Here is a 24,193-nt window from a genome sequence, read left to right on the forward strand (position 1 = left end):
CCTGTTAGTTTTTCACCCATGCCTGCTTTAAGTCCATTTCCTGAATACAAGCTTCTTCATCATAAGACGAATGCTCAATTAATGGCGATACGGGATAGAGATGCATTCGGTTCTCATGAACAGGCTTCAGCATTCTCTGAAAATACTCCACCTCAAGCGACTCCGGCTCCAACCACTTGGTGTACTCCTCCGGTTCCAGTATAGCAGGCATACGACGATCAAACTCAACCGTAAGCGCATTCCCACGGGGAGCCATAAGCAGCGTGCAGGTACGATACGTGTCACCTTTAGCATTACGCCACATGTCGTATAGCCCTGCAATGCCAAAAGTACCGTTCGTACGCAGCACAACCCGTACCGGATGCTTGCGCTTATCCGTCGTACGCCAATAATAGAAACCCGTGCACGGAATAATACAGCGCTGGCGCTCAATCACTTTGCGATACGCTACATTTTCAAAAACAGATAAAAGATCGGCATTGACGGCATCAACTGCCCAGAAAGGTACGAGTCCCCACCTGAATTTGTCCAGTATTCGTTGCCCATCCATCAGGTGAACGACAGGTACCTCTTGTGTCGGAATTACGTTATAACGAGGGCGATAATTCATATTAACCTGATCGATACCAAATAAAGCCTGTAACTCAACGACACTCGCACTGATTGAATATTGGCGGCACATCGCCTCCACCTCCTGTACACGTATCGTGTGCACAAGAGGGAATATTATACATCAAGTGTAAATAAAACTATACAGCAGTATACTGTGATACCTCATTTATAACCGTACATATTCCGCCTCTTAAATGCATAGAGAAAAGTAAAGCCTGCAAAAGTGATAGAAAAGGCGCACCAACTTTGCAGGCTTGAATATATTACGATATAGTTCCACATTTACTTCTTCACAGGCACCGCCTGCAGCGAGATTGGCTGAGGTGCAGGTGGAACAATCCCAGGTTGAGCCTGCGTAATTGGTACCGCTGGTTGGGAACCGTTTTTCCACCATGTAGAATTAGCAGCTTGATTAGCTCTATTCACGGAATTACAGAAACACATTTTGCTCACCTCCTGCTCTTTCTACTAAACAGTATATGAATAATAGAATAATAGGATTGGACGAACTTATGCTGCCGTAAACACATTCCGTTATTGGATAGCGCTTATGACCCATTATCCTTTGAAGGAGGGTTAATGATGTTCACTGAACTTAGCTGGCTTCAATTTATTATTCTTGCGTTTGCGAGCTTCCGCTTTACTCATCTGCTCGTATACGATGATATATCTATCCCGCTGCGCCGTCACTTTATCGAACCGTCTGCACAGAAGGACGAGCAAGGACAAGTAATCACAGTATTTGAGCCTCGTGGTACTGGAATACGCCGCTTCATCGGTTTAATCTTATTGTGCCATTGGTGCACCGGAATCTGGTCTGCCTTGTTCCTGACAGCGCTGGTACTATTTGTTCCGGGTGCTTGGTGGCTGCTCATCATTCTGGCGGCCGCTGGTGTCGCTGCGATCATCGAGACAATCGTACTGCGGCTTTGACCCCTTGAGATGAGACTCTTACTATATAGAAGTTATGTATTTGCAGTTTCATCAGTTAGTATGTCAAGACAATACAAATAACCTTCCATCTGCTCAGGCATGCAAATGTGAAGGTTATTTGTTGCGAAAGTTTAAAAGCTGCACATCTTCGTTAAATGAAAGCCTTCTATTTTTTCCTTCATCCTTTTCATCTACGTTATACTGAAGCAGTCTACTCTTTACATAATTTCTAGTAAAGATAAGATAATAACCTTCTCATGTTGTAAACATAAGTTTACTTCCAATATATTTACTTTAAGATACATTAATGGAGAATAATGAATTGAAACCAAAAATTTTTGTTCTATAATGAAATCACTTTCGCGAAAGAAGGTAAAAAAATACATTTTAAAAAACTCCTTGAAAATCACTTAAAGCTTATATTTTTATTAAACACCGTTTTTATTTGAGGAGGTATTATTTTAATATGAAGAATAAATGGAATAAATCTATTGCCTTTCTACTTGTGACGGTATTGTTATTTGTGTTCCCTATCTCATCATATGCATCGAATCAGAGCGCCTCAAATATCTATTCACAAGTTTTACATTTCTCCACTCCACAGGATAACTACCAAGAAAAACCATCTCAGACTAATGCTGTAGGCGCTGTAGGTGCTGTTATTGGCTTGATTGAACTTTTAGAACTTCTAGGTTGGCTGGCTGCGGCAACTATTGTGTTAATAGAAGGTAAAGCATTAGTTGATGACGTTTTCCAAGAACTATATAGAAACTCTGAGAAGACAGAGTTTAAATACCATAAAGTATCTTTTAATTACAGCAACAAAAGCAAACTGCTAATTGGAGAAGCTATGAACAAAGAGGCAGCACTTGCCTATTATGCGACTGGTAAATACAATGATGTATGGACAGCCAAAGAAAGCGATGCTATAGCTTTAGCACGTGCGGCATCTGGTGGTTTGACTCCAAAAGGGCAGGAAAATCATTATGACTCAGGTTATGTAGGCATTATGTATTACAACCATTACCACGATACCTATAGAACTCACGGACATGTATTTTATGGGATGTCAGCAAGAGAAGGTAAGAATCCAAGAACATTATATATCAATCCCTTCGTTTCTTTACCACAGGCTAGTTAGCAAACCATCTTTATTATGGCCAGGTGAATTCTATGGATTATGATTTTTTATCAGAACAATTTAAACGGCTAAGTCTTCCCAATCAATTTACGTTAAAAGAAATAGACCAAAGACTTAAAACAAGATACTTGGCAAGCTCAATCGATATCTCCTACTTTGAAGACTTGAGCAAAGATCCTCATGCTTGTTATGCCGATGGTGTTGCCGCTTATAAAGTGGACCATCCCGCAATACTGAAAGAATTATGCGAAAGAGAAACAACCTTTCAACAAAGATCCATTGATGAAAAACAAGGATGGTTTAATTACGATCCCGTCAGCGAGAGAACCGGATATATTTTTATTGAATCCAAAGATCACATATACCCGAGTGGATGGACCGTCCGCGGTGGTTCTGCTCTCTTGTACGATGAAATTATCGTCCTTTCGGGTATAGAGCCTCAGCATATGGTTGTTAAAGAAAGTTTTTATCAACAATACCTTAGAGCATTGGTGTTCGCAGGCTACATTTACGAGTAAACGTTATATCATAAATAATATCGCAAAAATAATGAAGCATTATTTTGACCTATTATCGCCATCATATTTTTACAAAAGTTGACTGTTCCACATGTAACATCCACAATTTTCGACATCACATCGACATCTTGTCCCTGCCAAAATGCCCGAAATGTGCAATTCCTTAGCGCCTCGTGATATATTCAATATAAATCTTGAACGAGGAGGAATTACGATGTCCCAACCCTCATCCAACCGTGCATTTTTGCTCGGCTCGATCGTCGGAGCCGTAATCGGAGGTGCGGCAGCCCTGCTCCTAGCGCCAAAGTCTGGACGCGAACTTCGTGGAAACATCACAGACGGTGTACAGCAAGCACGTAAAGGAACGCAGCAAATGCTTCGGAACCTCGATTTGATTGATCATAAGCCAGCTGCCTGGATTGACATCACACCGCAGCGTGCTTCCCAATCCGCGAATGCAGACAATGGGCACAAATAGCGTCTGCTTCACACTCGCATCATGCCTGGGACTAGCTGTGCTAGCTAGGGCTGCAAGGCTCTGTTCACCTATGAACAGGGCTTTTCTTGTCCTATTTTTTGCATTTAAGTTCACATCATATATGACTTCTGACGAGCTTTTAAATCAAAATAAACTTCTCATTACCTCATTAAAAACAGCTCCCGAACTCTGCATGTATCGCATTTGTGATTTCTCCTATTGCATATTTACGATTCACGTTATAACGTATGGATGTTCGGTATAAAAATCGAATAGAAGTAGAAGTCTAAACTAATTGCAAATCAGGCACAAATGTGTAAAGGAGTTGTATCAATAATGCTGCAGCGATGGTACAAATTACAAGACGCCGGTACGACTGTCCGCACCGAAGTGATGGCAGGATTAACGGCATTTATTACGGTGTCTTACATTATTGCGGTGAATGGAAGCCTGCTGCATCAAGCAGGAGTTCCCTATGAAGCAGCGATGATTGCAACTGCAATCGTGTCCTTTTTCGGATGTATGATGATGTCCTTTTATGCCAATTCCCCCTTTATCGTTGTACCCGGACTCGGCACAAGTGCCTTTTTCGTATTTACACTCGTCGCCTCACTAGGACTTCCATGGCAGCAGGCATTGGCAGTCGTGATAACGGCCGGCGGACTATTCCTCCTTATTACGGTAACTCCGTTCGCTAAGCACCTGCTTGCGGCAATCCCCAAATCGCTTATTCATGCTATGACAGCCGGCATCGGTTTCTTTATAGCTTTTCTTGGATTAAAAAATGGCGGGCTGGTAGTTGCCAACCCTGGTACTTTTGTCAAAATGGGTAACGTCCATGATCCTTATGTGGCAACTACGCTTATTACCTTGCTCGTGATGATCTGGTTATTTTTACGGAAGGTAAAAGGCGGATTCTTACTCGGCATCCTATTTGGAACCTTAGTTGGATGGCTGATGGGCATAGTTAAAGGTGACAAGATTGACAGTATGCTGCCCTCATTCGCATCATATGGTGAGCTGCTTGGTGCTGTGGACTTCAGTGGATGGACATCATTCTCGTTTTGGATCGGCGTATTTGCTTTAACGATTACAGTATTATTTGAAAATATGGGGGCGCAGTTGGGTATGATTCCTGACCGCGATCGTTTTACCTATTCTTTCAGAGCGATAGCGGTGTCCATTATCGGGGCTGGACTATTAGGCAGCAGCCCAGCCTCTACTGCAGCTGAAAGCGCTACCGGAATTGCCGCTGGTGGTAAAACGGGGCTTACTTCGTTAGTTGCGGGGCTTCTCTTTATTCCCGCCATGTTCTGTATTCCGCTCTTGCAATGGATACCTGCAAGCGCGATAGCACCAATTCTTATTATCGTTGGTGCCTTAATGCTGCAGCAGATCACGTTGATCGACACCACTGATATGAGCGAGTGGATTCCGGCGGTGCTGCTAATCGCACTTATTCCATTAACATTCAGTATCGCAAATGGTATTGCAATTGGCTTCATTGCCTATGCACTCATTAAGCTATGTATTGGCCGATGGAAAGAAGTATCACCAATCATGTATGCTATTGCGGGAACTTTTATCCTTTATTTGATCCTAAGCGTGTAAACCTTTATTAAGAAAAAAGCACCTTTACGTCCATTGTGTAACGGTGAGGCCGCTTCAAACTGATGCAGGGCTCTCCGCAGCCTACGGCGCAGAAGGTGCTTTTGCTTACCTATAAGGATACATACAGCATATGTTTTTAGACTTAATCTCCATTAAACCGGAGGAAGTCGAATTGATTTAACATCGATCATACAACAACACCAACAAGCGGCAAGCGAGATCATCAGCTTGATACCTCTTACTTTGTCATATCACCCAAAGCCGCTGGTCCTTCAGCTAACGGAAGCGTAAAAATAAAAGTTGTACCCTGCTGCGGTATACTATGCACCCTGATGTTAGAGCGATGGCCATCAATAATTGCTTTTACGATAGATAAGCCAATACCTGTTCCATTTTTGCGTGTTCTTGCCTTGTCCGTCTTATAGAACCGCTCCCAAATCTGTTGTAGATCAGCTTCCTCCATTCCAATGCCTTCATCAGATACGGAGACGAATACTTCCATTCCTGCTTCTACGGTGATCGCAATGGTTGTGTCTGGTCCTGAATATTCCACCGCATTTTGAATGAGATTAACTAGAACCTGCTCGATCCTGTCAGAGTCCGCATGAACCCAGATATCTCTTCCCTGCGAATCAGCAGCGTGTAACATCACCCGATGATGCTGCAAATGCGGCTCCATCCGAGCCAACACCTGCCGGATGGCCTCCGTTAAGTTAAATGGAACCGCTAATATATGAAACTGCCCCGCCTCTATACGCGCTATATCCAGCAGGTCATTTACTAGTCGAATTAATCGCTTGTTCTGTTCCTGCACGATTCGCACATAACGTGGTACATGCTCGGACGGAATCGTTCCATCCAGTATTGCCTCCAGATAGCCATGCATCGAAGTAAGCGGAGAACGCATATCATGTGATACATTAGCTACAAACTCCTTGCGCATCCGGTCAAGGCTGCCCAACTCAAGCGCCATCTGTTCCAATGAACGCGCCAGATGCCCCAGCTCATCGCGAGAATAAATGGGAATCAACAGATCGAATTTTCCTTTGGCAATCCGACGTGAAGCCTCTTCCAGCTTGCGCAATCGGCCAGACAAATACGAAGACAGGATCAGAGCAAATATAATCCCCATCGCCAGGGTAATGCCAATCGCAAGCCACAATCTGCGGCTCCACATGCGCACGTCTTTCTCTAACATATTGGAGGCCGTCATGACGATCAATCCCGGTTTTCCTGGAATTTCAACGGCCTGAGCAGCAACAATAGTTTTGTCTCCACTCTGCTCGAATTCGTTAAAGTATCGCCCGCCCCCCTCCGTTCCACGCACAACAGCTTTAAGCATTAATGCATCTGGCTGAAAGGGGCTATTGTGCGGTGCAAGCGAGATCCGAATGCGACTAGTCCCCCGGTCGATAATATATAAGGAACGAAGCTGCGGCGGTACAGTCAGCTTAAGTGCAGACAATACCATCTCATCACTCCAACCTGATGTGTCGGCTTCAATCATAAATTGCCCAATGCTGTCCAGTTGATTACGGTCCTGAAATCGCTGCCTCTCACGAAGATCATCTTTGAAAAAAAAGGAGGATACTCCTATCAGCAAAGCATAAGATGCTACTAGCAGGATGAGCAGCGTCATCAATATTTTAAAGAACATCCCCTTAGGACTGAACTTTATCAAGCTCTTCATCGCATCACCTCGAACTTGTAGCCGACACCCCACACGGTAGCCATATTCCAATGCGCTGAATACCCAATTTTCTCCCGAATCCTCTTAATATGCACATCAACCGTCCTAAAGTCGTTCGGATAGTCTGCCCCCCATACTTGCACAAGCAGTTGTTCGCGCGTAAATACCTTATTGGGATTGGACGCCAGCACATGAAGCAGTTCCATTTCCTTTGGCGCCAGCATAACTTCTCCCGCATCGGTAATGATTCGATTGTCAGCTGCTTGGATCAGAAGCCCGGTATATTGCAGCGAAGGCTTAAAAAAGACAGGATTTGCTCTTCGCAGCACTGCCTGTATACGAGCGATCAATTCTTTCGGGTCAAACGGCTTTACAATATACTCATCAACGCCCCCTGCGAAGCCCTTTAACTTGTCATAGCTCTCGCCACTACCCGTCACCATAATAATGGGCACATCACTGTTCTTTCGGATCTCCGCGCATACACCCCAGCCATCCACCTTGGGCAGCATGATATCCAGCAGCACCAAATCCGGCGGTTGGGCATACAGCAGTTCAAGCGCCTGTGCCCCGTCCTCGGCAATTAGATACGTATATGCGTATTTAGTTAAATAAAGCGCGATGAGATCTGAAATGTATGCGTCGTCCTCTACAATGAGTATGTGAGGCTGCTTTAACAATGCTCTACCTCCTTAACTGGCACATAGCGTAGTGCAAACGTTCCTTTTCTTCTTGTCTTAATCGTACCGTAAGGCATCCACCGGTTTCAAATCGGATGCTTTGTTGGCTGGGAACAAGCCGAATACCACACCGATGCCAACAGAGAAAGAAAAAGCTAGCCACATCATGTCAGGGGCAAGCGCAAACGGTGTACCCATCGCTCGACTAGCAAAATAAGCACCTGCAATACCAATAGCGATGCCACACAACCCGCTGCATCCGCTGATCATCGCAGCCTCCATCATAAATTGCTGCATAATGTCACGCTTCTTGGCGCCTAATGATTTGCGAATGCCGATCTCACGTGTTCGCTCCGTTACGGATACAAGCATAATGTTCATAATGCCAATGCCTCCAACCAACAATGAAATAGATGCAATTCCAGCTAACATCAATGTCATCGTCTGTGATACATTGCTGATCGTCTCGACCATGTCTGCCTGGTTGAAAATACGATAACTATCTGTAGAGCCCCGGAACTTGGACGTCAATTTAGACTCTAACACTGTCGTTATCGTATCGGCCTGTTCCGGCTCGGTAAACTTCACATACACAGTGCGTATCCCTTTTGACTGCAGCAGTCGTTCAGCTGTCGTCAATGGAATCCAGATTTTATTATCGTTGGAGCTTCCTAACGAACTGCCCTTGGATTCCATAACACCTACAATTTTATAAGCTGCACCGTTCAAGGATAGGTTCTGGCCAAGCGGGTTCATCTCAGGGTAAAGTTCGGCTGCCGTATCTGTTCCTATAATCGCGACCTTCTGGTAATAAGTCGCATCAATTGGCAATATAAATCGTCCGCTTGACACGTGATAATCGCGTACTGTCTCGTACTCTGCTGTAATCCCTTCTACAGGTACATTTGTGTTTTGGAGTCCTGCCTTTGCCTGCACATTTCCGCTCACCACTGGCGACACCGCAGCTACACCCGGAATCGTTTGGAACGACATCGCTTCATCCAAAGTCAGCGAAGAGAGCGCACCTCTGCCCGTTACAGTGACGGACAATAGATTGGAGCCCAGACTGGCGACCTGCGACTTCACTTGCTTGGCCGTTCCTTCACCCATCGACACTAGTGTAATGACAGCCGCTACGCCAATCATAATTCCCAGCATAGTTAGTAGCGTGCGCAGCTTATTTGACAGTATGCTCCGCCAGGCCATCTTTAGTGCCTGTGTCGTTCTCATGGATGCTCCCTCCAAACTTCATGGATTGCGCCATCTTGAATGCGGATCACCCTTTCGGCCTGCTTCGCAACCTCAGGATCGTGTGTAATTAAGACGATTGTGTTCCCCTTTTCATTTAGCTGCTTCATAAATGCCAATACTTCGCTGCCGGTCTTCGTATCCAGTGCCCCTGTCGGTTCATCTGCCAGAATTAGGGGCGGATCTCCCGCTAATGCTCTGGCGATGGCTACACGCTGCTGTTGACCACCAGAAAGCTGCTTTGGCAAATGAAACATACGATCTTCCAATCCTACCTGCCTTAATGCACTCAGCGCCATGTCATGCCTCTTCTTAGTCGGTAACCCACGATAGACGAGCGGCAGTTCAACATTTTCAAACGCCGTTAGCGTTGGGATCAGATGGAACCCTTGAAAAATAAATCCGATCTTTTGATTGCGAATTTCCGCCAATCGGTTGTTCGACAATTGACTTGTCTCTTGTCCGTCGAGCCAATATTGACCTTTCGTCGGAGTATCCAAACAGCCCATAATGTTCATGAGCGTTGATTTCCCAGATCCCGAAGGGCCGACAATCGCCAAGAACTCCCCTTCATAGATGTTAAGTGATACTCGATCCAACGAGATCACTTCTTCTCCGCCCATAACATACGTCTTTGTAATATCTTTGAGGATCAGTGACATCTTTCTTATCAACTGGATGCTCTCTTCACGGGGGTTCTGATGTCCCGGCAGAACAATGGCAGCATGATCCGTTATCGGTGTTAAATCATCTCTATTCATCGCCCGCCTCCGCCTCCAGAATTACCTCCTGACTGACGCTGTACACCTGATTGGCGTTGGTTTCCGCTGAAGCTCCCTCCCATTCCTCCACTCATGCCACCGAAACCACCTAAGCCGCCCATACCGTTAAATTGGTTCGTACTGCTCGCAGACGAAGCTTTTACTGCAGGAAGAATAACCGTGCTGCCTTCCTTTACTCCGCTCACAATCTCCATGTAAGTCTCGTTGTTAATACCTACCGTTACTTCAGTTCTAGTTCCGGCGGTGGCAACCAAGGCTCCACCTGCTGCTCCACTGCCTGCATTGGCTAACTGACGTCCTCCTGCTGCTTGCATCCGGTCTCGGAATGCAGCACGCTCCTCATCGGACATATTCCTTACACGTTTTCCGTCTGCTTCACTTCTAGAAGTGCTTGTATTTCCACCTTCGCCGACAAATCCTTCCTCACGCTCACCTTTAGATTGTTCCAGTCGCTGACTCCCCCCTTTACTATCAGGCATATCTATGTCCCGTTCGCCGTTCCCATCTTCTAATCCAACTCCAGCAGAACTCTTCTCGTCACCATTTTTACCTTTCATGCCGCTGCCAGCCTGTGATCCAGTTTCATTGGCCCCTGATGCTACCATAACATAGGATTTCCCATTTATTTGCGAGACGGCCTCAATAGGCACCGTCAAAATATTCTGCTTTTTATTTACCTCAATTGAAGCCTGTACAGACATGCCACTCTTCACACCAACCGTCGAGTGGAACCCGATCGTTACGTCAAAAACGGCCACACCGCCGGAAGCTGTGCCTTCATTGGCAATGTCTATGACCGTTCCTTCCAGTTTCTTGTCTGGCAGCGCTTCAAAAGTCAGCTCTGTCTTCTGATTCAGTTTCACTTTCGGGATATCCAGCTCATCGATCTGAATCACAGCTTTTAACTGTGTGTAATCTACAACTTCAGCCACCACCGTGTTACCTGATACTTGCATGCCTGAACTTATATCTGTTGAAGTTATCGTACCTGCCATAGGTGCAGTGATCGTCACTTTCTTGGCTTGTTTGTCCTGTAAGTCTTGAAGCTCCTGGTTGCTTAATGCCATATCCAGTTTCATACTTTCAATTTGATTGGCAACAGCTCCTCTTGACTGCTCATCCGCCTCGATATATTTCGTCTTTAACTGTGCGAGCTCCATCTCCTGCTTCTGTAGTTGAAGCTTTTGCTTCGCAATCTGACTGGAAAAGTCTTCACTCTTATAGGAGGCAAGCAGCTGCCCTTTCTTGACGACGTCCCCGCTTTTAAAAGTAACGCTCTCCAGTTCACCTGACTGTTGGGGCTTGACAGTTGCTGAGTAACGGGGCGATACTGTCCCCGCCCCCGACACGTTCACTACGATGTCCCCTTTTGTGACTTGTGCTGTTGGTACAGGTGCAGACTGCGCTTCTTTCGGCTTATTTACCCATAAATAAGTTGCCACACATACTGTTATCAGCACAGCAGCTGTACCGATTAGTTTTATTTTGGAACGCATGCTCCACTCTCCCCTTTGACCTAAATAGCTCCCTGCAGCTGACGCAGGGAATTACCGTTATTCATCCAAGTTGTAAGTCTACCAAAAAAGTTTGAACAACCTATGAACGACATTATAAAGGGGAAACGTACTCTGCTATAATGCTCCCCACGAATGACAAAACAGCAGCCATCCATGGGATGACTGCTTTTACGGCGAATCTATGCTCTTTCTCAGCTTCTGCTATCGTGTCATTCCTACGTTCACAATAGCTTCTTCCCAATCACTAGCCTGTTGTCGGCCAGATTCGCTGTTCCGCTTGCTCATACCGCTTAAGGAACACTGCAATAAACGGAAGCTTGGGCACCAACCAATAGGAAACCAAGGCTCCTGTGATGCCTACCAGCGATCCGACGGCAATATCAACAGGATAGTGAACGCCTACCCAAATGCGAGATATCGCAACACAACAGGCCAGAGCAAGCCATAACCATCCCCATTTCCTGCGGACCAGCCAATAAGACATACACACTGAAAAGAACAAAATTGTATGGTCACTTGGAAATGAGTTATTAATGCCATGCTCGATTAATCTATTTACATCTTTCAGTTCGGCAAATGGCTGTTGATGAGCATGTAAAAGTCCTAGCACCTTTCCAGTTAGCTCTGCAAACACAAAAGCGAGACCGGCCTGAATGACCATCATCCGGTTAGCGGCAGTTCTGGTAAACCAGTACACAAGCATGCTTAACGCCAAAAGATATATCGTATATTCCGCCGTAATGACTACGCTCGGGTTAAGAAAGGCGTATTGCTGACCTAGATTGTTAATGGCCCAAAATAACTCTATATTTAATGTCACTTAATATCCACCTTCTTAAAGTAAACGATTGTAGCTATAAGTCCAACTATTGAAGTAATCCCAATCGCCAAAAAAGAATATAAAGGGGGATACTGCGGGAGATAACCGTTAATCGTGATCACATGAACAGCCGACCATGGGTAAAGCGGCTTGAAGTCGGAATTGATCACAGATACATTCCCCAATGTAATCACAGCCGTAAATATAATGGTCGGGACATAATTTTTATACAAAAACGTGGTTAACATCGTTGGTGTAGACAGTAAAAACAACAAGACAGCTCCGATCAAATACTCCTTTAACGATTGTATCAGTATGGCTGCGCTCAGACCTTCAAATCCGCCTATAATGCCAAGCAGCAGCGTTAACCCCCACGCCTCCAGTGTCAGCACTAGAATCCATCCCAACAGCAGGATCAATTTACTTATAATAAGATTTGTCCGTGACACAGGTATCGTTAACAAGTTCTTTAATGTATCTTCCGCGTATTCACGATTAAAGAGGTACGCTGTAATGACCCCATATAATAAAGGTCCAATCAGCAACAGCACGTTTAAGTTTGTATTATAGAAGGACAGCTCAAATGAAATCGGTTCATCTGGCGTCTTGCTTTTCATATTCAAATAGGCGAGATACATCATGATAGGTGCTGCTGAGGCGCCGATAACGCTGACCAGAAACATTTTAGCCCGCTTTAGCTTAAGCAGCTCCGTGTATACGAGATCAACCAATGCTCCCACCACCAATCAGCCTAACAAAGTAGTCTTCCAACCTGTCTTCGCTTACTGTGATCTTCGACACTTCAATCCCTTGTTCCACAAACAACTTGTTTATTAGGCCTTGTTGACCAAGATGCGAATATACTCGGATATGACCATCGTCGTACACCTCATAATCCACAATGCCACATCGCTGCTCTAGCAGCTTCACTGCCTTATTGTCATTGGATACTTTAAACTCCAAATAGTTGCGATTTCTGGCTCGCAGTTCCTCGTAAGAAACCTCCTCCAACAGCTTACCCTGATGAATAATGCCAATATGATCAGCTAGCTGCTCAACTTCCGAAAGAATATGGCTGGAAATCAGCACGGTGATCTTTCTTTCCGAAGCCAAAGAAGTAATCAGCTTTCGAATTTCTTTAATTCCAATCGGATCAAGTCCATTCGTGGGCTCGTCCAGAATCAACAGCTCGGGATGGTGGAGAATTGCCCTTGCAATGCCCAGCCTTTGTTTCATACCCATCGAGTATTGACCAACTCTTTTGCTGGTTTCATGTTCAAGTCCTACAATTTCAAGCGCGTCCTCAAGCGCATCTCTCTTATGAACCCCCATAAGCTTGGCATTAATAAGCAGATTTTCTCTAGCTGTCAGGTTCTCATAGAACCCCGAATGCTCAACCATTGAGCCTATTCTTCTCAGTATCTCTTTCTGCTTGACAGACATGCTTTCTCCGAAAATCTCTATCTCCCCGTGTGAGGGCTTGATCAAGCCCAATAACATTCGAATTGTTGTGGTTTTTCCAGCACCATTTCGACCAAGAAAACCGTAAATCTGTCCTTTCTTTACATGAATGTCCAAATTGTCGACTACGGCTTGCGAGCCATATATTTTGGTCAAATTGGTCGTGCGAATTATACTGCCCATGTGCTGTACCTCCTGCCTCGCATAATAAATTCAGAACTCTTATTAACATCATAAGCAGGCGAATTTAAATAGCTCTTAATCAATTCTTAATTAACTCTTAAATGGCTGCGGCTAAGGATGCTTAGGAATTGTGATACCAAAAGTCGTGCATACACCAGGATCACTAGTAACCCAGATCGCCCCTCCATTTTTCTCGATCAAAGCTTTAGCGATAGCAAGTCCTAGCCCGCTCCCGCCCTGCAAAGAGCTTCTTGATCGCTCTGTACGATACAATCGGTCAAATACCTTCTCTCTATCTTCTTCCACTATTCCCGTGCCCTGGTCCCATATGCGTAATTCGTACTCCTGCTTGCATTCTGTTAACTCCAGGCCAACCACTTTACCGTCCTTGCCATACTGCACGGCATTTTTCATAATATTGCTAATAATCCGATTCATACTTACACGGTCCGCCACAATCAGACACGGAACGTCTGGAATAGAAGCCTTAACCTCAAGCTGCTGTCTGCGCAGTTCTGGAATAAACTCAATCACACATTCTCTAGCCAGCTCTGCCAAATCAAGCCGCTCAGGCTTCATCACTATTTCGTCTGCATCCAGCTTCGAAAGGTCAAAGAGATGGTCAATCAGCTTCTTAAGGTTATTGGCTTTATTTAAAACAATGGCGGTATATGCTTGTCTCTCCGCCGAATTGTCGGCTATATCATCCATCAAGGCATCTACATAACCAATAATGGAAGTCAGCGGCGTGCGGATATCATGCGAGATATTAGATAATAAACTCTTTCTCGCCGCCTCAGAGCGGATAGTCTGTACCTGAAGTTTATCGATCTGCTCTATTAACTCGTTAATGGAGAATATAACTTCGTTAAGTAAAGGCTCTCCATTTGCCAATAGTCGTGTGTTTCGATTGCCCTGTACAGCACGCTTCAGTGCTTGATGAGCATCTTTTAGTCTAGCAACAAAACGAATTCTAGCCAGCAGCAGTATACTGGCAGACATATAAATCACGATAAATAAAACCCCTCGTACCGTTCCCAAGGGGCCGTTCCATATATCATGAATCAGAAGGAATGTAAGAGCTAGCAGCAAACAGCAGATCAGCACGATGTTCCTGTCAGGTCTCATTTTTCTCACCTACAAACTTATAACCGATTCCCCATACGGTCTGCACCCACTTTGGATCCGACGGATCCTCTTCGATCTTCATCCGCAGCTTGCGAATATGCACCATCACCGTATTGTCGTCTTCGACATAGTCGCTGTCCCAGACATGCCGAAAGATTTGGGTCTTCGTAAAGACCTGCTCGGGATGTGCAGCCAGAAATTTAAGCAGTTCAAACTCCTTTGCTGTTAACGACACTTCCGTGCCTGCCTTGGTAACGGCATACTTTTTGAGATCAATTGTTAATCCCTCATACCGGAGAAATAGCGGCTCTTCCTGGTTGCCACGCTCACTGCCTAATACGAAGAAACGCCGCAGATGCGCCTTGATACGCGCCACTAATTCATGAATGCTAAACGGTTTTGTTACATAATCGTCCGCCCCGACGCCTAGTCCTACAATTTTATCCACTTCCTGATCCTTCGCAGTCAGCATCAAAATGGGTACGTTGGTCGATTGCCGCAGCCGCCTACACACTTCAATGCCATCCACTCGCGGCATCATCAAATCCAGTATGACTAGGTTATAACGATGTTGTTCAAAAAGACGGAGTGCCTCCTCACCGTCTGCAGCCGTATCTACTGTATAGAGTTCCCTTTGTAAATATTTGTGGATGAGATCCCGTATTTCCTTCTCATCATCTGCTACAAGTATGCGAATGTCCTTCATATCTGCACCTGCTTTTTATAGGATCACATATCCTTATACGTTATCACATGTCATTAAATTTCATTATGTACCATCATATCAGCTTCGTCCTTGCCTTTGTAGCAGTAGATAAGGCCGTGGTTGGGCGCAAGCCCGCCTTCATGCGGCACGCTGATCTACTGACGCATAGAAAAAGGGCCTAGTTCAGTCACGTTGTATGACTAAGCTATGCCCCATTGCTATTATTGCACGATCTTTAAATGAACACTTCTCCCACGCGTTGCTCGTATTATATTATTTCCTGGGCTAGCATTAGCAGTATCCATGTATACGCTCAGCCACTTTATCAGTATATTTTAATAACACTAGTATTTAAATATGTTCAATAAGTCATATTAATCGCTTAGTCTCATAAGTAATGGTGCGGACTACAAAATTTAAATAAGATGTTCTCTGTCCTTCTAGACCTTAACCCTTTACATCATCATACACTTGGATTGTGGATTTTCTTTAGCGGAACCGATTACCTTCAGCAGCATCCTATTCTCTCCTTATTCAACTGCTGTGGAAGGAACCTCGCTCGAGGTGAAACCTGTTATTGCAACAACCGCTTGAAAAGGAACAAAAGTCAAGTGTTGAAAAAAAATTGCTGATTAATTACCTGAACCTTACGGAGCTCTAAAAGAACAAGTGCCAATTGCATCCGAATGGGGCGTAAAATGCAATAGTGAATTGAAAAACTTTCATTTGTTCTTTGCCGTTCCGGGGTCCATAGTACTATTGTAATTTTGTGGGTTTGGGTTCTAGCTCAAATCGCCAGCATAACCATTGGCGAAGCGTTAGGATTTCTTTTAGGAAGCTGTTTTTGTCCATATATAGACAAATAAGCCCTTTCTAAATATGCTTCTTTCATGCATCTATTTAGCAAGGACTTGTTTGTCTTACTCAAACGTAAAAACAACAAGTATTCTCTTTGCGACAACATACCAAGGTTTCATCGCTTTGATTTATACAGCATATATGCGAGTTTCTTCGCGTTTCGGTGCCAGTCGTAATATTTTGTGGCGTAATCAAGTGCCACTGGAATATGATTTTGAATTGTTTGTTTATTTGCTTCGGAACACAGCTTTACTAATGTATTCGCTAGTGCATCAATGTCCCCTAGCCTGTACTGAAGCCCAAGTGCTCCAAAACCTGTTATATCGTCCGCAGCATCAATGTCTGATGTTACAAACATACAACCGTGAAACAAGGCTTCAGCGTATACGTTTGGAGTTCCACCCTCCAACTGTGATGTGAGCGCAAAAATCTTTGCTTCAGCATATTCACGGTATAATTCGTCTTTGTTTGTAATCGCTCCTGTGAAAATAACCCGACTTTTCAAATCAGGACGTTGTGCGAAATATTCACTTATAAACGATTGGAACTCGGGGTCTACTGTTCCTACAAGACGTACTGTCCAATCTTTAATTTCATTTGAAACTCTTGCGAATGCAATCAGTAACTCAGCATTGTTTTTCTGTGCTGTGCCAATTCTGCCAACTGTAAGTATAATATTTTTCTTTAGATCGGGGTCAGCAGTAATCGTTGTTTCTGTTGAATTAAAGAAACCATTAGGGAGCCAATGACATGTAAAATTTACATTTGGGTTTCCATTTAACGCATCACGCAAAGAGATGGATGATGTAGCTATAATATCACACTGGTCCGCAAATTTTCTTACTCTCGGGCTTGCCCAGTTAATTCTGCTCATCCAGTGACGGTTCATGTCAAGGCCACAATATACTTTACCGTCAGGGCGCAGTTTACGATATGTTTCAAGGAAATCTGTGGTTTGCTCATACATACCATGTAAAATAAGTACATCCATCTTTGTGTAATTATCATTTAAATGCTTATAGTATGCATCAGCTTGTCCATTTGTAAAATCATGGAATAGGACCTCTTGGTCCGGTAAAACCGACAAATACGGATAGTCAGAAATATTTGTTCCAAAGTACATAACAGGTCGTGCATTGAGAGCTTTCGCTAACATATACCCCGTTAGCCCTTTATCTTTTAACAGTTCCGTATTTGACCACTTTCTATAACCTTGAACAGCAGGCGTATATATGCCATCGGGTTTGCTGTTGTCAGATATCACACTATCAGACTGCATTAAATCAATTATATGCTCCAACACTTCATCTTGCCGGGCACATATTTCTACTCGCAATTCAGTATCTAGACTCTTTATGTTTGAAGTTGCCAATCGTCCTGCTGCCTCATGCATATCATATAGTTCAACGGCAGTTTCATTTGGCAATTCATTAACTCTTTTAATGAGCGGTTCAGTTTCTGATAAAAAATCTAAAATCATCTGGTTATATGTCGACATACACTAATCCCCCATACACTGTCAAAAGCGTAAGCTATAAAAAGGCGCGTCTTTTCTTTGGCTAGTATTGCTCAAATTCTTCCTACCCAATTGGTAAATATAACATAGAAAATGCCTAAATTCAATTTCGAATTCATTAAATTTCCCCATACAGCTAGATGGTCATTTTTTATTTTGCCCGTTTTGCCCTTATCGCTTGGTCTCCGCTCAAGTATTTCTTCCACTATGCAGCCCTAAACTTGATCTTATGGAGGGGTTGTATAGTGAGAGAAGGTGGATGTCAACAACAACATCTTTTACCTTACAGCTTCTGAGATCTGTAAAAATGCGGGAGCATTTATAGACAATATTATGAAAGATCATTCTATGGAGATTATTGATCGGCTCTGTGCAAGAATGAAAGTCTCACTGGTTAAACTTATATAGTTTATTCTCATATCTAATTGTGCGAGCTACAAATTTGATGTAGAAGGTTTGCTGCCTCCTTACACCTTGACTCTTTACATCATCATACAGAAGCCCCTCCAAGCAACAGTGATCGCTCCGCAACTCTTTAATCACTGTTTCCTGTAAGGGGCTTATATAAGTTACAAGCACGGTTTTTAATTTGCTACAAATCCACAGCAGCATCTTATACTTACTCGGACTTACGTCTGCTTCTTACCGCTCCTATTGCGGCTCCAAAAGCAATGCCAATTTCGACACCAACGGCCAGATTGTTCATGGCCAGACCTAGCACCAAACCAAACATCATTCCGATGGCTATGCCGCGGGATAATTTCCTTCTGTCTTTTAACTTCCATTAAATCGGTCCTCGATCTAAATACTGACTATTTTATTTTTTCAAATACTTATCCAGGAACTTGATCATGGCATTGTAGAACTCGAACTTGTTCTCTTCGTTATTAAAGCCGTGGCCTTCATTATCCTTCACCATGTACTCCACAGCCACTCCACGCTTCTTAAGTGCAGCAACAATCTGATCCGATTCCGCTTTATTTACACGTGGGTCATTAGCCCCTTGTGCTACAAAGAGCGGCGTAACAATTTTGTCAGCATGGAATACAGGGGACACCGACGTTAACAACTCCTTATCCTTGACAGGATCGCCAACACGTGTGTAGAACATGTTGCGTAATGTCTCCCAGTACGGAGGTAGTGTCTCCAACAATGTAAAGATATTTGACACCCCTACATAATCAACTGCTGCAGCATAAAGTTCAGGCGTAAACGTAATTCCCGCTAGTGTAGCGTAGCCCCCAAACGAAGCACCATAGATGCCAACACGCTTTTTATCGGCAATCCCTTGCTTGATCGCCCACTGTACACCGTCAGTAATATCATTTTGAATATTTAAGCCCCATTGCTTGTCACCAGCGTCCACAAATGCTTTGCCATATCCGATAGAAGAACGGAAGTTGACTTGAAGCACGGCATAACCGCGATTAGCAAGTAATTGCACCTCTGGATTAAAGCCCCACATGTCGCGCATCCAAGGTCCACCGTGCGGATTGACAATCAGCGGGAGATTTTCAGGCTTCTTATTTTTGGGCAGCGTCAAATACCCGTGAATCGTCAATCCGTCTCGGCTCTTAAATGAAATCGGCTGTACATCCGACAATTGATCTGGCTTTAGCCAATCGCTCAGGTTTGCAAGCTGTGTCATTTTATCCGATGCGGCATCGTAATAATAATATCTGCCAAACGTTTTATCGTTAGATACCGTAACAATCAGCTTAGTCATGTCTTCGTTATAATCATTAATGTTGACCTCGCCCCGGCTTGCACCAAGCTTGCTTTCCAGCTTGGTGTATAAAGCTTCAAGCTTCTCATCGTAAAATTGAATATGAGCCTTATCCGTAACATAAGTGACTGCTTGAATCTTATCCGTTTTGGAATCATATAATGCGCTGGATATATCCACCTCTGGATGTTCATACAGTACTTGTTCTTTGCCGTTCAGATCCAATTTCACGAGTGCTACTTTATCTCGTCCTTGATTAGAAGCAGCGTAGATAAATTTTCCGTCTGCTGAGAAAGCAACTGGACTGATCGAATCTCCCGCTTTCAGCGAGAGCAGTGTACGGAATTGCTGCTCTTCATTATCCCGATATAAAAGAGAGCTGACAACGCCATCACTTGCAAGTGCTAGTCGGATCTTGCCATCCTTGTCGGCAAGCCACAGCTGAATGGCCCCTGGGTTCTTGGCGACCAACTTTGTCTCCCCTGTCTTTACATTCAGCTTGTAGACGTCTGACACTTTGGCATCTTCTTTATTCATCGTAATCAAAATTTCTTCCTTTACACTAGACAATGAACTAACAAGGCCCACTCTTACCTTGTCATAAGGTGTTAGATCTCGTTCCTCATTGCCGTTAAAGGCCGAAGCATACAAATGAAAGTTCTCGTCGCCGCCCTTATCCTTTAAGTACAAAATATGATCGCCTTTCCAGAAGAAGCCCGCAATATCACGATCCTTCGAACTGGTAACACGCACAGGCTCACTGGAACCATCCATCTTCTTCACATACACATTGGCACGGTTTTCCCAAGGTGCCACATAAGAGATGTAATTGCCGTCCGGGGACATCTGATAAGCAAAGTTACCCGGACTGCGCATAAAGTCTTCAACAGATATTTGCGGTACGCCCTGATTGCTAATCCCTGCCATGCGCAGCTTTCCTAGATTGCCAAGCGCTGCCGCTGCTTCCCGTACTGTCACCTGACGGTCTTCCTGCAAGCTGCCATCCTGATAGCCTGTAATGAGACCAAGCTTTTTCGCACTAGCCGCATAATCAGTCAAGCTTAGTTCTCCCTGTTCCTTGCCAAGGGCGCGCACCAAAATACGTGCCATCTCTCCACGTTTCAGCGCAACCGAAGTCTGAGACCACTCGCCTTCCTTCACCCATCCGTTTGCAAGAGCTATCTTCATGGTATCTGTGCCATGCAGGTAAGTCTGTGATTGAACGACATATCGTACAAAATCTTGAACAGATACTGCAGTCGTCAGCGCTGTTCCTTTGTCCAGAATCCCTTTTGTTACTAGGGCGTCTACTCCCGCCTTGTACCAGACAGAACCTTGCACCTGACCATTCGCTGCCATTGCAGTAACTGGAGCGCTGACGGCCATAACGGCCGCCAGCGTTGCTGAAATTAACTTCAAGCGTGCATTCTTCATGCTTCCTTCCTCCTTGTAGAAGTTAGATATGTGTTAGATCTTGTATGCCTTCATCGCTTTGCGGATTTCTTTCCAGCTCGGACGTTTGCCATACATCAACACGCCCGTGCGATAGATCTTCGCTGCCAAGTAACCAAACAACAAGACAGATACAAGTAGGATAGCTATTGACACGGCCAATTCCCACCAAGCATATTCACCGACACCAATTCGCAGCAGCATCGTTGTAGGGGTAAAGAACGGAATGTAGGAAGCCACTTTAACCAGCATCGTGTTCGGTGCGGAAATACTGAAAATCGGAATATAGAAAGCAACCATCGATAACAAGGCAATAGGCATAATAGCCTGCCCCAAGTCTTCCGTGCGGCTTACGATAGAGCCTACAGCTGCATATAAGGTAGCGTACAAGAAATAACCAAGTACATATAACAACAAGCCCAAGCCAACAACAGCAGGATCAATCATTGAAATATCAAAGTTCATATCCTTTAGTGGCTCAATGTTGTGCGGCAGCATCAAGTTAGCCAACACAACCACAAGGAATACTACGATCTGAATTAATCCTAACAAGAACATGCCAATAATTTTGCCGAACATCTGAGCTAATGGCGACACACTCGTAATCAGAATTTCCATAATCCGCGAGCTTTTCTCCTGCGTCACTTCAGATGCGATCATATTGCCTGTCATCTGATTGGTCATAAAGAATAGGACAATCAGCACCATAACTACCATCGCAGATACGCCTTTGTTCGCGTCTTCTTTTTCCGGGTCCTTGCTTTCACCATCAGCCTGCACTTTCACAGATTCAAACGATACAGGTTCATTTAATTGTCTAAATTGTTCCTCTGATAAAGCACCTTTAGCTACCCATTTGGTTTTTAATAGCGTTAACGTGCTCATAAGCACATTTTCTTTGGACATACCCAAGCTGTCTGTACCTGTAAAAATAACTTTCGGGAACTGCTCTGTTGCACCCTCACCCTGCTTCTCCAGCTTCAGGTAGCCATCGATATTTCCAGCTTCAATATCTTTCTTTAATTGCGCTTCTGTTGTATTTGGATAAGAAACCAGCATCAGATCCTTGTTTTTTTGTTCTGCCATTGATTTTTCCAGCGATTGCTCAATGACCGGATAATTGCCCTGCATTACGCCAATCTTCATCGGCTCATCTTTTGAGAACAACGAGATGAGATAAGGTACGTTTACACCGATAGTCATAATGAGCGCCAATATGATCGTTGTTACGATAAACGCCTTAGTCATCATTTTAGTACGTAATGTAAAGCCAATAACCGTTCCCAGATTACGCATTCGACTCGCCTCCAACCACTTTAATGAAGATTTCGTTTAACGTCGGTTCTTTTATTTCAAATTGCTTCACTTCCGTCTGGCTCATTGCAGCTTGCAAAATATGCTGACCGGCGGACTCATCTGCAATTCGAATAAAGTACCCTTCTTCTGTCCGCGTCACTTCGCTTACACTTGTTATTTGCTCCAGTCCTTCGACTGCACCTACTGTGCGAAGCACGACTTTCTCACGTGGATATTTACTTTTCAGCTCACGCAAATTGCCTTGAATAACCGCATTTCCCTTCTGCAAAATCGAGATGTTGCGGCACAACTCTTCAACATGCTCCATTCGGTGTGTAGAGAACAAAATACTCGTACCATTATCGCGAAGTTCCTTCACCGTCTCCTTCATCAGCTCAACGTTAACTGGATCCAGACCACTGAACGCTTCATCCATGATGACAATCTTAGGGTTATGCAAGATCGAAGCAATAAAGCCGATCTTCTGTTGGTTCCCCTTGGATAATTCTTCTATCTTTTTGTTATAGTTCTCCGGCACGTTAAACCGTTCAAGCCAATATTTTAAGCTCTTGTCCGCATCTTTGCGAGCCATTCCACGAAGTTGCGCCAAGTAGAGCAGCTGCTCACTAACCTTAACCTTCGGGTACAGCCCCCGCTCCTCAGGAAGATAACCAAAGATCTGCTCCAGCCCTTTATAGTAAGGCTTGCCGTTATATTTAATACTGCCTCCGTCTGGATAAATGAGGCTTAGAACCATCCGCATCGTGGTTGTCTTTCCAGCGCCATTCGCACCAAGTAAGCCGTAGATCTCCCCCTCTTCTACATCAAAGCTCACACCATTAACCGCAGTCTTATCTCCGTACTGCTTAACCACCTGATCTAATTCCAAAGTCTTCATGATAAACGCCCTCTCCTCTCATCTTCCATTCGTATCATGTGAATCATCATTTCATCCAATGGCATAGCCTGTGTTCGTATGGGACTGATACCATGATCTCCGAAATAAGCTTCCAATTGAACCGCATCATTCGAGATTACCCGTACCACTTGCCACTCCTGCTCTATCCATGACACACCTGGGGCTCCCTCTAGGTCACCCACATCCAAACCTTCAATCCAATATTCCTTCCATGCGTCAAACAACTCGTCTTTTTCAGCTAGTGTCAGCAACTGACCCTTATGCATAAACAGAATGTAATCTGCCAGTCGCTTCACTTCCTCGATCACATGAGTAGCAATTACAATCGTGTGTTTTCCATCCTCCATCACGTGCTGCAGATCCTCAATCAGCAGCCGCCAAGATATCGGATCAAGCCCAGACGTCGGCTCATCCAATAGCAGAACCTCTGGCCGATAGGACAAAACGAGCACGATCTCGAACTTGCGCCGCATACCTTTGGACATCTTGCTTAGCTTCATACGCGGACTAATCTCATACTTGGCCATCAGTTTATGGTAAAGGTTCCAGTCCCACTTGTCATACCAGTAGGCAGCAAGTGTTGCCAGTTTATCAGGTGTCTGATCATCATCCTCAGAACTAGGCAGTTCAGGCACATAACCTATTTTTTGCTTCCAGGCGATGTCATTTTCAATGTTATAACGCTCCCCTTCGATGTGCATCTCTCCCCCATCAAGGTGAATGAATCCCATCAAGGCTCCCATCAGCGTACTTTTACCCGATCCGTTCATACCTACGATGGCTGTCACGCAGCCCTGTGGGATTTCAAAGTCAAGCGGACCGATCGTCAGCGTATCCCGTTGCTTCACCATACTTTTCAGTTGAATAACTGGCGGTTGAGCCACGTTGTCTCCTCCTCACAACCATTTATCGGGTTCC

At 44.5% G+C, this 24,193-nt stretch carries 22 protein-coding genes and 1 pseudogene; 5 read left to right on the forward strand and 18 right to left on the reverse strand.

What is annotated here, in order from left to right; genetic code table 11:
- Positions 1–4: 4 nt before the first annotated feature.
- Together MH117_RS14235 and MH117_RS14240 are read right to left on the reverse strand one after the other, a co-directional pair.
- Positions 5–682: an SOS response-associated peptidase gene (locus MH117_RS14235; protein ID WP_239329423.1), complete on the reverse strand. Its 678-nt coding sequence runs from the start codon at positions 680–682 to the stop codon at positions 5–7.
- Between the two features lie 212 nt (positions 683–894).
- Positions 895–1,038, reverse strand: coding sequence for a hypothetical protein (locus tag MH117_RS14240; protein ID WP_239329424.1), 144 nt, complete (start codon positions 1,036–1,038; stop codon positions 895–897).
- 156 nt (positions 1,039–1,194) lie between these two features.
- Between MH117_RS14240 and MH117_RS14245 the strand changes: the two genes are divergently transcribed.
- The 5 genes from MH117_RS14245 to MH117_RS14265 all read left to right on the forward strand — a co-directional run bounded on the left by MH117_RS14245 (position 1,195) and on the right by MH117_RS14265 (position 5,293).
- Entirely contained in the window at positions 1,195–1,545 is a 351-nt protein-coding gene (locus MH117_RS14245) for a DUF1360 domain-containing protein (RefSeq protein ID WP_239329425.1), read from the forward strand.
- 466 nt (positions 1,546–2,011) lie between these two features.
- The gene (locus MH117_RS14250; RefSeq protein WP_239329427.1) at positions 2,012–2,686 is read left to right on the forward strand and encodes a hypothetical protein; all 675 of its coding nucleotides are present in this window, start codon (positions 2,012–2,014) and stop codon (positions 2,684–2,686) included.
- A gap of 32 nt (positions 2,687–2,718) precedes the next feature.
- Complete coding sequence (locus MH117_RS14255; RefSeq protein WP_239329428.1) at positions 2,719–3,204, forward strand: hypothetical protein; 486 nt, start codon at positions 2,719–2,721, stop codon at positions 3,202–3,204.
- 214 nt (positions 3,205–3,418) lie between these two features.
- Complete coding sequence (locus tag MH117_RS14260; RefSeq protein ID WP_239329429.1) at positions 3,419–3,682, forward strand: YtxH domain-containing protein; 264 nt, start codon at positions 3,419–3,421, stop codon at positions 3,680–3,682.
- 336 nt (positions 3,683–4,018) lie between these two features.
- Entirely contained in the window at positions 4,019–5,293 is a 1,275-nt protein-coding gene (locus tag MH117_RS14265; RefSeq protein ID WP_239329430.1) for an NCS2 family permease, read from the forward strand.
- A 238-nt stretch (positions 5,294–5,531) separates the two neighbouring features.
- On the opposite strand, the gene MH117_RS14270 is transcribed toward MH117_RS14265, so the two are convergent.
- From MH117_RS14270 to MH117_RS14340, 16 genes and pseudogenes are all read right to left on the reverse strand, one after another.
- Positions 5,532–6,983: a sensor histidine kinase gene (locus tag MH117_RS14270; RefSeq protein ID WP_239329431.1), complete on the reverse strand. Its 1,452-nt coding sequence runs from the start codon at positions 6,981–6,983 to the stop codon at positions 5,532–5,534.
- Entirely contained in the window at positions 6,980–7,663 is a 684-nt protein-coding gene (locus MH117_RS14275) for a response regulator transcription factor (protein WP_239329432.1), read from the reverse strand. The genes MH117_RS14270 and MH117_RS14275 overlap by 4 nt, the downstream gene beginning before the upstream one ends.
- A gap of 57 nt (positions 7,664–7,720) precedes the next feature.
- On the reverse strand, positions 7,721–8,893 hold the full coding sequence (locus MH117_RS14280) for an ABC transporter permease (protein WP_239329433.1): 1,173 nt from the start codon (positions 8,891–8,893) through the stop codon (positions 7,721–7,723).
- Positions 8,890–9,573, reverse strand: coding sequence for an ABC transporter ATP-binding protein (locus tag MH117_RS14285; RefSeq protein WP_239329838.1), 684 nt, complete (start codon positions 9,571–9,573; stop codon positions 8,890–8,892). Before MH117_RS14285 ends, MH117_RS14280 begins: the two co-directional genes overlap by 4 nt.
- A gap of 95 nt (positions 9,574–9,668) precedes the next feature.
- Entirely contained in the window at positions 9,669–11,189 is a 1,521-nt protein-coding gene (locus MH117_RS14290; protein ID WP_239329434.1) for an efflux RND transporter periplasmic adaptor subunit, read from the reverse strand.
- A gap of 265 nt (positions 11,190–11,454) precedes the next feature.
- Positions 11,455–12,030, reverse strand: coding sequence for an undecaprenyl-diphosphatase (locus tag MH117_RS14295; RefSeq protein ID WP_239329436.1), 576 nt, complete (start codon positions 12,028–12,030; stop codon positions 11,455–11,457).
- On the reverse strand, positions 12,027–12,761 hold the full coding sequence (locus MH117_RS14300; RefSeq protein ID WP_275444664.1) for an ABC transporter permease: 735 nt from the start codon (positions 12,759–12,761) through the stop codon (positions 12,027–12,029). Before MH117_RS14300 ends, MH117_RS14295 begins: the two co-directional genes overlap by 4 nt.
- A complete protein-coding gene (locus MH117_RS14305; protein ID WP_239329437.1) occupies positions 12,754–13,674 on the reverse strand; it encodes an ABC transporter ATP-binding protein in 921 nt (306 codons plus the stop codon). Before MH117_RS14305 ends, MH117_RS14300 begins: the two co-directional genes overlap by 8 nt.
- Positions 13,675–13,785: 111 nt before the next feature.
- Complete coding sequence (locus MH117_RS14310) at positions 13,786–14,802, reverse strand: sensor histidine kinase (RefSeq protein ID WP_239329438.1); 1,017 nt, start codon at positions 14,800–14,802, stop codon at positions 13,786–13,788.
- On the reverse strand, positions 14,792–15,508 hold the full coding sequence (locus tag MH117_RS14315) for a response regulator transcription factor (RefSeq protein WP_239329439.1): 717 nt from the start codon (positions 15,506–15,508) through the stop codon (positions 14,792–14,794). Before MH117_RS14315 ends, MH117_RS14310 begins: the two co-directional genes overlap by 11 nt.
- Positions 15,509–16,481: 973 nt before the next feature.
- Positions 16,482–17,864 carry a glycosyltransferase family 4 protein gene (locus tag MH117_RS14320; protein WP_239329440.1) on the reverse strand — a complete coding sequence of 461 codons (1,383 nt, stop codon included), beginning with the start codon at positions 17,862–17,864 and terminating at the stop codon, positions 16,482–16,484.
- A 637-nt stretch (positions 17,865–18,501) separates the two neighbouring features.
- Positions 18,502–18,636, reverse strand: a pseudogene (locus MH117_RS26840) (glycine zipper domain-containing protein); the annotation flags it as partial.
- A gap of 63 nt (positions 18,637–18,699) precedes the next feature.
- A complete protein-coding gene (locus MH117_RS14325) occupies positions 18,700–21,042 on the reverse strand; it encodes a S9 family peptidase (RefSeq protein WP_239329441.1) in 2,343 nt (780 codons plus the stop codon).
- Between the two features lie 33 nt (positions 21,043–21,075).
- Positions 21,076–22,356, reverse strand: coding sequence for an ABC transporter permease (locus tag MH117_RS14330; protein ID WP_239329442.1), 1,281 nt, complete (start codon positions 22,354–22,356; stop codon positions 21,076–21,078).
- Positions 22,349–23,254, reverse strand: coding sequence for an ABC transporter ATP-binding protein (locus MH117_RS14335; protein WP_239329443.1), 906 nt, complete (start codon positions 23,252–23,254; stop codon positions 22,349–22,351). Before MH117_RS14335 ends, MH117_RS14330 begins: the two co-directional genes overlap by 8 nt.
- Entirely contained in the window at positions 23,251–24,159 is a 909-nt protein-coding gene (locus tag MH117_RS14340) for an ATP-binding cassette domain-containing protein (protein WP_239329444.1), read from the reverse strand. Before MH117_RS14340 ends, MH117_RS14335 begins: the two co-directional genes overlap by 4 nt.
- Between the last annotated feature and the right edge of the window lie 34 nt (positions 24,160–24,193).

Origin of the sequence: Paenibacillus sp. ACRRX (assembly GCF_022346885.1) — a bacterium.
Taxonomy (GTDB): Bacteria; Bacillota; Bacilli; order Paenibacillales; family Paenibacillaceae; genus Paenibacillus_B.